Annotated in this window: 6 protein-coding genes; all 6 read right to left on the reverse strand. The window is 66.2% G+C overall.

Features of this window, described 5'->3' with window-relative positions:
• Positions 1-5: 5 nt before the first annotated feature.
• On the reverse strand, positions 6-1,205 hold the full coding sequence (gene gspF, locus CXG43_RS13785; protein WP_101100430.1) for a type II secretion system inner membrane protein GspF: 1,200 nt from the start codon (positions 1,203-1,205) through the stop codon (positions 6-8).
• Entirely contained in the window at positions 1,192-2,676 is a 1,485-nt protein-coding gene (locus CXG43_RS13790; protein ID WP_101100431.1) for an ATPase, T2SS/T4P/T4SS family, read from the reverse strand. The genes gspF and CXG43_RS13790 overlap by 14 nt, the downstream gene beginning before the upstream one ends.
• Positions 2,673-4,775, reverse strand: a complete 2,103-nt coding sequence (gspD, locus tag CXG43_RS13795; RefSeq protein ID WP_101100432.1) for a type II secretion system secretin GspD — start codon at positions 4,773-4,775, stop codon at positions 2,673-2,675. The genes CXG43_RS13790 and gspD overlap by 4 nt, the downstream gene beginning before the upstream one ends.
• Complete coding sequence (locus CXG43_RS13800) at positions 4,772-5,572, reverse strand: type II secretion system protein N (protein ID WP_101100433.1); 801 nt, start codon at positions 5,570-5,572, stop codon at positions 4,772-4,774. Before CXG43_RS13800 ends, gspD begins: the two co-directional genes overlap by 4 nt.
• A gap of 159 nt (positions 5,573-5,731) precedes the next feature.
• The gene (locus tag CXG43_RS13805; RefSeq protein WP_101100434.1) at positions 5,732-8,365 is read right to left on the reverse strand and encodes a TonB-dependent receptor; all 2,634 of its coding nucleotides are present in this window, start codon (positions 8,363-8,365) and stop codon (positions 5,732-5,734) included.
• 103 nt (positions 8,366-8,468) lie between these two features.
• The coding region (locus CXG43_RS13810) for a hypothetical protein (protein WP_101100435.1) at positions 8,469-9,727 on the reverse strand (1,259 nt) is incomplete at its 5' end.

Genomic DNA, 9,727 nt, shown 5'->3' on the forward strand with positions numbered 1-9,727 from the left:
GCCAGTCAGCCCAGTGCGAGGGAGTTGAATTGCAGGATGGGCAGCAGGATCGACAGCACCACCATGGCGACCACGCCGCCCAGGGTGACGATGATCGCCGGCTCCAGCAGACTCAGCGTTGCGCTGGAGAAAGTGTCCAGTTCGCGTTCCAGATAGTCGGCGCCGCGTTCGAGCATCGGCCCGAGCCGGCCGCTGCTTTCGCCGCTGCCGGCCATGTAGAGCAAGGTGGGAGGGAAGACATTGGCCTGTTTCATGGCTGCCGACAGGCTGCCGCCGCCATCCAGAGCGGCCACCATGCTGCGCGTTGCCGAACGCAGCGCCAGGTTGCCGATGGTGCGCGCGGTGACCGAAAGACCTTCCAGCAGCGGCAGGCCACTGGCCAGCATGACGGCAAGGGTGCGCGCCATGCGCGCGGCATGCATGTCACGGATCACCCGTCCAATCACCGGCAGGCGGAGCAGCACGGTGTCGGCGCGCAGGCGGTAGGCTTCCTGACGCAACAGGCGGGCGGAAACGATCGCTGCGACGGCGAGCAGCAGCAGTGCCAGCCATCCCCATTGGGTCATCGCATCGGAGACTGCGATCATCGCGCGGGTCAGCAGTGGCAGTTCCCGGCCCATCGAATCGAACTGCTCCACGACCTTGGGTACCACGAAGGCCATCAGGGCGATGACCACCACCACCGCAGTGGCGGCCAGGGTGATGGGGTAGACCAGCGCGCCGATCAACCTGGCACGCAGCTGCTGCTGGCGCTCAAGCAGCTCGGCCAGGCTTTCCAGGATATCGGGCAGCGAGCCCGAGCGTTCGCCGGCAGCCACCATGGCGCAGTAGAGCGGTGGGAATGCCTTGCCCTGCAAAGCCATCGCATCGGCCAGGCGCAAGCCCTCCACGACCTGTGCATGCGTGGCCAGCACCACGCGCCTGACCCCGCGACGTTCGCTCTGTGCGCCGATGGTCCGCAGGGCTTCCTCCAGCGGCACGCCTGCGGCCAGCGTTGAAAGCTGGCGGGTGAACATGGCCAGTTCGCGCGTGCCAAAACGCCCCTGCCGTAGTGATTGCGTAGGCTGTGTGGCCGGCTCCAGCCGCACCGGCACCAGGTGTTGCCGCTCCAGCTGCTCGCGCGCTTCGCGCACGCTGCTGGCGGCGGCTGTCCCGGTTCGGATACGGCCTTCGCCGTCCAGGGCCGTGTAGTCAAACGTCGGCATGCGCCACGGCCTCCTGTCGAGTCACGCGCAGGGCTTCTTCCTGGGTGGTCAGCCCAGCGGCCACGCAGCGCTGGGCGGCATCGGCCAGCCGCCCGCCATTGCTGAAGGCAAGCGTGGCGATCGCATCTTCACCGGCATCAGCGGCGATCAGCCGGCGCATGCGCTCGTCGACCTCGATGTACTCATGGATGCCGATGCGGCCGCTGTAACCGGTGTGTCCGCAGTGCGTGCAGCCGACGGCGCTGAAGTAGGTGCCGGCTGCATCCAGCTCTTGTTTGTCGCGTCTGCGCGGCTGCCTGCAGTGCGTGCAAAGCCGGCGCAGCAGGCGCTGGGCCATCACCATGCGCAGGCAGGACGCCAGGAGGAACGGTTCGATACCGATGTCGCGCAGGCGGGTGATCGCACCGGCGGCGTCATTGGTGTGCACGGTCGACAGCACCAGGTGGCCTGTCAGGCTGGCCTGGACCGCCACCTCGGCGGTCTCGCCGTCGCGGATCTCGCCGACCATCAGCACGTCCGGGTCCTGGCGCAGGATCGCACGCAGGCCCATGGCAAAACTCATCCCGACGCGCGCGTTGACCTGGGTCTGGCCGATCCCTTCGATGGAGTACTCCACCGGATCTTCCACGGTCAGGATGTTGCGCTCGCCGTCATTGAGCGAACCCAGCGCTGCGTACAGGGTGGTGGTCTTGCCCGAGCCCGTCGGGCCGGTGACCATGACGATGCCGTTCGGTGTCTGCAGCGCCCGCCGCAGCGCGGCCAGCGCTGGTGCTCCCAACCCCAGCCGCTCCAACGACAGGGCTTCCTGGTCCTTGTGCAGGATGCGCAGCACCACCCGCTCACCGCCGCGCGTGGGCAGGGTTGAAACGCGGACGTCCAGATGCCTGGCGCCCATCGACAGCGATACCCGGCCATCCTGCGGTATGCGCCGTTCGGCGATGTCCAGCCGCGCCATGACTTTCACCCGCGACACCAGCAGCGGCGCGATGCGCGCGGGAAGCTGGGCCGCTTCGCGCATCACGCCATCGATCCGGAAGCGTATGCGCAGCGCGGATTCGAAGGATTCAATGTGCACGTCGGACGCGCCCAGTCGCGCCGCCTCGGCGATGACCCCGTTGATGATGCGGATGATGGGGGCATCACCCTGGCTCTCCAGCAGATCGGCGGTGCTGGGCAGATCGCCGAGCAGGGCATCCAGGCCGACATGCAGGTCGAGGTTGCCGACATTGGCGGCGTTGCCCATCGCGGCATCAGCATAGACTTCCGACAAACGGCGGTCGAAGCTGGCGGCGTCCACTCTCTGCACCTGGAACGGGCGCATCAGCACGCGCTGCGCTTCCAGCAGTGCGCTGCCCTGCGCGCCTTCGCGCATCAACACCTGCGCGGTGGCGCCGGGCGTTGCTTCATCCAGCAACAGTACGCCATGCCGCTTGGCAAAGGCGTAGGACAGGGCGGGTGGCATGACACTCATGGCTGGCGCGGGGCGGGAACGGTGGCCGCCGGTAGGCGCGCCCCCGGCGGGCTCACCGACGAAGGTGCTGTCGGCGGCGTGGCGTGCAGGTAGTCCCGCACCACCGCGTCCAGTTCGGCCAGCCCGGACTGATCGCCATGCAACTGGCTGTTGCGCAGGTAGCCGTAGCGCTGGCCGGTCATCCGCTGAGCGGCAGCCCCATCACGGATGATGCTCGGGCGCAGGAACACCATCAGGTTGGTCTTGCTGCGGCTGCGGGAGTTGCTGCGGAACAGGGCGCCGAGCACCGGGATGTCACCCAGCAACGGGATCTTCTCCGACCGGCTCTCGTCACTGTGGTCGAGCAGGCCGCCCAGGGCGACGATCGAGCCATCATCGACCACCACGTTGGTTTGTATTTCGCGCTTGTTGAGCACAAGCTCGTCACTGCTGTTGCTCACCGTTCCGTTGACCGACGACACTTCCTGCTTGATGGCAAGGGTGATGCCGCCCCCGCTGTTGATCTGCGGCCGGACGGTCAACTGGATGCCTACGTCTTCGCGATCGATGGTGCGGAACGGATTCTCGTTGTTGGATCCGAGGGCTTCACCGGTGGTCACCGGCACTTCCTGGCCGACCAGGATGCGCGCTTCCTCGTTGTCCAGGGTCAGTACCGAGGGCGTGGACAGCAGGCTGGAGCCGGTATCGTTCTTCACCGCGTTGATGATGACGCCGAACAACCGGTCGTCGCGCTGGTGTGCAAGGCCGATCAGGCCGCCGCTCAATCCCAGCAGGGCCTGCGCGGCCGCCTGGCGAGCCGCGTCGCCGATCGCGCTGCCTTCATCGCCGCTCTCGTTGCCAGCCAGTGCGGCCCCAGCCAGCGAGGCAATGCCCGGCCCGCCATTCGAAAACTGGGTAAGGCCGATCGGCACGGTGCCATCCTTGCCCGCCAGCAGCAACTGGGTGCCGAGCTTGCGCGCGGCCTGGTCGGAGATCTCGACCACGATGGCCTCAACCAGGACCTGTTCGCGCGGTACGTCGAGCTGGCGCACGACATCGAGAAGGACCCGCTGCGTATCTGGATCGGCATGCAGGATCAACGAATTGGAGCCGGGGTAACGCACGATAACCGGACGCTTGCCGGTGGCCGGGGCGATGATCTGGGTGTTGGTGGGGTCGTTGGTCGCGCCGGTTGCACTGACGGGCAACGGCGCGGTAGGCATGGCCGTGGTGCCGCCGCTGGCGCTCACTCCGCCTGCAAGCGTGTCGGGCGTCTGTCCGATCAACTGCTGCAGCACCGGCAGCAGTTGTTCGGCGCTGGCATGCTGCAGCTTGACCACGGCGACATCCCCGTTGCGTTGCGCCCGCGCGTCCAGTTCCAGCGCCAGCTTTGCCGCACGCTGGACCAGCGCCGGGTTGCCGCGCAGCAGCAGCGAGTTGCTGCTGTCCACCGGAAGTACCGACAGCGGTGCCGATGCCTTGTCCGCGCCGGTGCCGAACAGCTCCACCAGGGTGGTGGCCAATTCACGTGCCGATGTGTTGCGCAGGGCCACCGTATCGATGCCCGCACTGTCGCGGTCGATCCGTTCGACCAGCTCGAAGATGCGCTTGAGGTTGTCGCTGTAGTCGGCGACCAGCAGCTGGTTCCCCTGCGGCAGCGCCACCACCACGCCGCCGCGGCCGATCAGCGGCTTGAGCGTTTCCGCTGCCGCGCGCGCGTCGATCCGCTGCAGCGGGAACACGCGCGTGGCAAAGCCGAGCGGCGAGCCGGGCTGCTGTGCAGCACCGTCATCGGAAACCACCCTGTAGGTCGATGGGCCGGCTGGCACCGCGATCAACCCATTGGCACGCAGGACTGCAAGAAGGACCCCCATCAGGTCCTGGTTGCTCATGCTTTCGGTGCGGCTGACGTTGACCGTACCCTGTACCTTGGGGTCGACGATGAAGGTGGTGCCGGTGGCGCGCGCGACGTCCTGGATGAAGGCCGGCAGCTCCACTCCCTGCATCTGCATCGCCGGTGCGGCCGGTGGGGCCGCCTGGGGCTGGGCATGCAAGGCCTGCACCGGCAGTGCAGACAGGCTGGCAGCGAGCAGCATCAGGGGGGCATATCGGTGGGTCATGGTTTACCGCTTCCAAGGATGACCGTGCGCAGCTGTCCATCGCGCCGGTAGGCGATTTCGGCACGCGGGTTGGTTTTCAGTTGAATGGCGAGTTCGGCAAGGCGCTCTGCATCCAGCGCTTGGCCGTTGACGCTGACCAGTACGTCGCCGGGCTGCAGGCCTGCGGCGCGCATCATTGCATCGTTGCCACGCGGCAAAAGGGTGTAACCCGCACCGCGCCCGGCATCGGTCACCATGCGCAGGCCGGCTTCGGCGATCAAGCGGCCGGGGTCCACCTCGACACGGGACTCGGCGGGCGGTGCTGCGGCGGCCGGCGTCGCGGCCACGGCGGGAGCGGCCGTCGCTGCAGGTGCCGGCGTTGCCGTCGGGCCCGGTGGAAGGCTGGATGGCAGGTCCAAGCGCCGCGGTTGTCCGCCCTGGCGGAGCATGACGTGGTCGCTGGCGACCGACTCCAGTGTGACGCCCGCCGCGATCTCATCGCCTACGCGGTGGGCGCGCTGGGTCCCGCTGCCCGCACCCAGGATGGCTGCATTACCCAGCGATGACAGGCGGATGCCGAACAGTTTCAGGCCCACGACATCGGCCGTGGCCGGCGCGGTGTCCGAGCTGGCGAAGGGATCGTGCCCTGCAAGCGGGGCTGCGTCTGCCAGCACAACGGCAGCTTCCTGCGGCGTGCCCCGTGCCAGGCCCAGCACCGGCAGCGCTACCCAGGCAAGCTGCGTGAGCAGTGCCAGCCACAGCACGATTTCAACGGTGAGCAGCAGGCGGGGATGGCGAAAGGAATTCGTGAGCGTCATCGGAGGGAGGGCGTAGCCGCAGGCTTGAGGTGACGTCGAGTCGAGACAGGATGAGTCGGCAACATGACAGCCACATTGCTTCGGTCACATTGGTGAGCAAAAGATGAAAAAAAAGCCCGGCACGAGGCCGGGCTTCAATGTTGCTCAGCGCAGCTGGGCTCAGAATGCGATGGTCACACTGGCGTCATAACTGACGCCCCGCTCATACGCATAGACGTCGACCTTGCGGCCGTTGCCTTCCTGGTATTCCTGATGGTCGGTATCGAGCAGGTTGCGGGCAGCGAACGCCAGCGTTGTGCGGTAGTCCCACAGGTCGAAGCTCTTGCGCATCACCAGATCCAGGCTGACGCCCGGCTTTTCCATGTAGTCCGGCTGGCCGGGACGACCGCGGGCCATGATGCGCTCGCTGACGTAGTTTGCAATCAGCGTCGCCTGCAGCGACTCGTCACCGCTTTCCACGCCGACCTGGACATTGGCGATGTGCTCGGACTGCCCCTGCAGCTGGCTGCCATCACGCACGAACAGGCTGGCCGGAATGGGGGTGGCGTAGCCGAACGGCTGCACGGTGTCGCCTGAGCTGGCCTGCACTTCGGAATCAGACCAGGTGTAGTTGCCGGCCAGGTACAGGCGGTTGTCGCCCCACCATTGGGCCCGGATCGGCAGATCCAGGTACTTCTTGGCGTCCAGTTCCACGCCGTAGACGGTCGCGGAGGGCGCATTGACGAAGCTCTGGAAGACGGTGCCGCCGGACTCGTTCACGTTGGACTCGATCGGACGGTCGATGTCCTTGTAGAACACGCCGGCCGACAAATACTCACCGGCGCCATAGAACCACTCGTAACGCACATCGAAGTTGCGCAGCTTGCTGTCCACCAGGAACGGATTGCCGTAATAAAGGCGATCGTTGTCTGGATCGGTGTACTGCTGGGGCGCCATCTCACGGAACTGCGGACGGGCGATCGTCTCGGAGGCGCCGAAACGGATCTGCTGGTTGTCGGCGAAGTTCCAGGTGATGGTCAGCGCCGGCAGGAGGTAGTCGTTTTCCAGCGGCGCAGGCGCATCGACGGCCAGGCCGGTGAACAGGTCGTACGGGTCGACCGACTGCTCGGCATCTTCGTACCGCACGCCCAGGCTGCCGCGCACGCTGGGGACGATCTCGCCTTCCAGCTGCAGGTAGACCGCGCGCACCTCCAGGTTCGCGTCGTAGGCGGAGGCGCCGGTGTTGCCGGTGGTCTCACGCAGGCGCAGCGTATCCTGGCTCAGGTTGTAGTCCGAGAACAGATAGTCGGCGCGCTGGTAGCGGTTGTAGAACGGAATCGAGCCATCCAGGGCAAGGAAACGGAACTCGCGCTGCCAGGCGCTGCGATCGTTGTCCAGCCAGGACACGCCGCTGCTGAGGATCATTTCGCGCTCGGTCGGCAAACGCCATGCGAGATCCACGCCAGCGCTGTCCACGGTGTCTTCCACCTCGCCGAAGCGGATGTAGTTCTGCACGCGTGAGGCATCGTGCGCCCAATAGCCGTCCACGTTCTCGTAGCTGATCAGGGTCTCGTAGGGCGCGTCACGGGTCGCCTTGGAGCTGGCGGCGCGCCATTCGATGCTGAGGTCGTTGAACTCGCCGAACAGGTGCTTGCCGGTGAGCTGGTTGCTGACCAGCTCGCGTTCGAACCACTCTGTGTAATCATCACGAACGCCGAAGCCGGCCAGGTTGTCCACGCCGGCGCGGCTGCGCGCTTCCTTGACCGTGTCGTGCACGTACAGGGTGGTGAAGCCCACTTCATGGCGATCGGACTTCAGGCCGACGCCGAACATCGCATTGACGCGCGCATTGTTGCGGGTCGAGGCGAAGTCGTAGGTGCTGTTGAACTCGGTGCTGGCATCGGTGAAGTAGGCGTCCTGCTGGACACCGGTACGGGTGCGCCACTCATTCTCGAACTTGGCCACCGCCACGAAGCCCAGCTTCAACCCGTCCTGGACTTCCATCGAGTTGCCTGCACTGGCACCGAAGTCGAAGTCGGGATTGATGCTGTCCTTCTCCTGCAGCACGTACATGTTCGGGTCGTTGATGCTGCGCCCGATCGTGCGGATCGCTTCGCGATCAAAGGTTCCACCGAGGTCGACGCGGTTTCCGGTGGCGATGGCATCGCGCAGCTGCGGCGACATCTTGCGGGCGCCATCATCGTAGCCCCACCAGTCGTTGTCATCGCCGTGGTACGTAAGGCCTTTCTCACCGGTGGTCTCGCTGTTGCCACCCCCGCCGATGCTGAACTTGAAGTAGCCCTCATCCGGCACGGTGATGCTGCGCATGTCGATCACGCCGCCGCCGAACTCGCCGGGGTAACGCACTGAGTAAGTCTTCTGGACGGTGACGGTGTCCAGCACTTCGCTGGGGAACAGATCCAGCGGTATGACGCGCTGCAAAGGCTCCGGGCTGGGCACCGGCGAACCGTTGAACAAGGCCGAGGAATAGCGCTCGCCGAGACCGCGGACGTAGACGAATTTTCCGCCGACCAGGCTCAGTCCGCTGACCCGGCCCAAGGCCTGGGCGGCGTCGCTGTCGCCGGTGCGTTCGAGGTCTTCACGGGTGACGAAGGAGGCGACTTCGGACGTCTGCGCCATGGGCGTGGGAACAAACGCGCCGCGCACGTTGACCGAGTCGAGCTGGACGGCCGGGTTGTTGGCCGTCGTGTCGTTGGCAGGGGCCGTGTCGGCCCAGGCGGCCGGGGCGAGCGCGAGGGCGATCGCGATCCCGAGGCCGGAGCGGAGCGGATGGTGATGTGTTGGTTTGGACATGGACGATTGACCTTGGCTGCTGGATGCGTGCGAGGAGGGGATGCGCGCGGGGGCGCGGCGGCCTCGTGGTCGCCGCGCCCCCGTGCGTCTGCCAGCCGCTAGATCAGCAGGGCTTGTCTGCGGTCAGGCCGCAGGTCCAGCCCTGGTACCAGGTATCGGTCGTGTTCTTGACCGCGCCGATGTAGTCCACGTTCTGGAAGAATGCGTGCACGCCGCTGAGATTGGCGAACGGGGTGACCGCGGTTTCGTTGGCGCCGTTGATGAAGGTGCCGGTCAGGGTGGAGGTACCCGTGGCGGTGTTGTTGGCGCCTGCGCTGAAAGCGGTTTCCGCACGCGAGCCTGCGACGAACGGCGTCGGGCAGGAGAAGTAGACCGACTGGAACGTACCGGTGGTGTTGTCGTCGACGATGTTCAGGCACTGCGCCGCTGCACCGGTGCCGCCGGCGGTGCGGGTGACCACGCTGTTATAGAAGCTGGCCTGCGTACCCTGGTTGAGTTCCAGCGCGGAGGTGCCACCGGCGCGACCGACAAAGGTGAAGTTGGCGATCTTCGGGGTGGAATACGGCGTACGACGGATGGCGCTGAACTCGGTCATGCGATCGCCGCCGTTCGCGCGCTGGATCACGATGCCGAACTGCGCACCGCCGTTCCAGCCGGTATCAGTGTCCAGCGCGTCATCGTCATTGCCGTTGAGCACCAGGTGGCGCAGGTTGGCAGAGCCGCCGAAGATCTCTATGCCGTCATCGGAGCTGTTGTAGACCTGCAGGTGGTCCAGCGTGGTCCCGCTGCCCACGCCGCCCAGGGTGATGCCCTGCAGTTCGTTGTTCGGCGCGATGGCATAACCGGAGTGCATGACCCGCACGTAGCGCAGGCGTCCGCTGTTGTCATCGGCCTTGTTGCCGCCGTAGAAGGCGTTGTTGACGCCTTCGATCAGTGCTTGGCATTCCGGCGTGCCGGAGACGGTGGTGCCCGGGCAGGCGCTGATCGCAGCACGGCCGAGAATGACGATGCCGCCCCACTGACCGATCGAATCGATGTTGTTCTGGCCCTCCAGCGCCAGTCGCGAAGTGAACACGATCGGGGCGGTGGCAGTGCCTTCGGCGAAGATCTGCGAACCGCGGTTGACCACGATGAAGTCAGCGCCAGCCGAGCCGAAGAAGGTGGTGCCCGGCTCTACCGTGAGCGTGCCGGTCTGTGCGCCAGCGGCCGGGGCCGCTGCATTGCCGCCGGTGTCCTGGCCCACGCTGACCTGGCCGTTGATGGCGTAGGCAACGCCGTCGAGCTTCTTGATCACCAGATTGCCGACGATGCTGGTCGGCAACTGGCAGGCGCGCAGGCTGCCGGCGGCGATGGTGCCGACAT

It is taken from the genome of Stenotrophomonas sp. Bg11-02 (genome assembly GCF_002836635.1).
Classification (GTDB): Bacteria; Pseudomonadota; Gammaproteobacteria; order Xanthomonadales; family Xanthomonadaceae; genus Stenotrophomonas; species Stenotrophomonas lacuserhaii.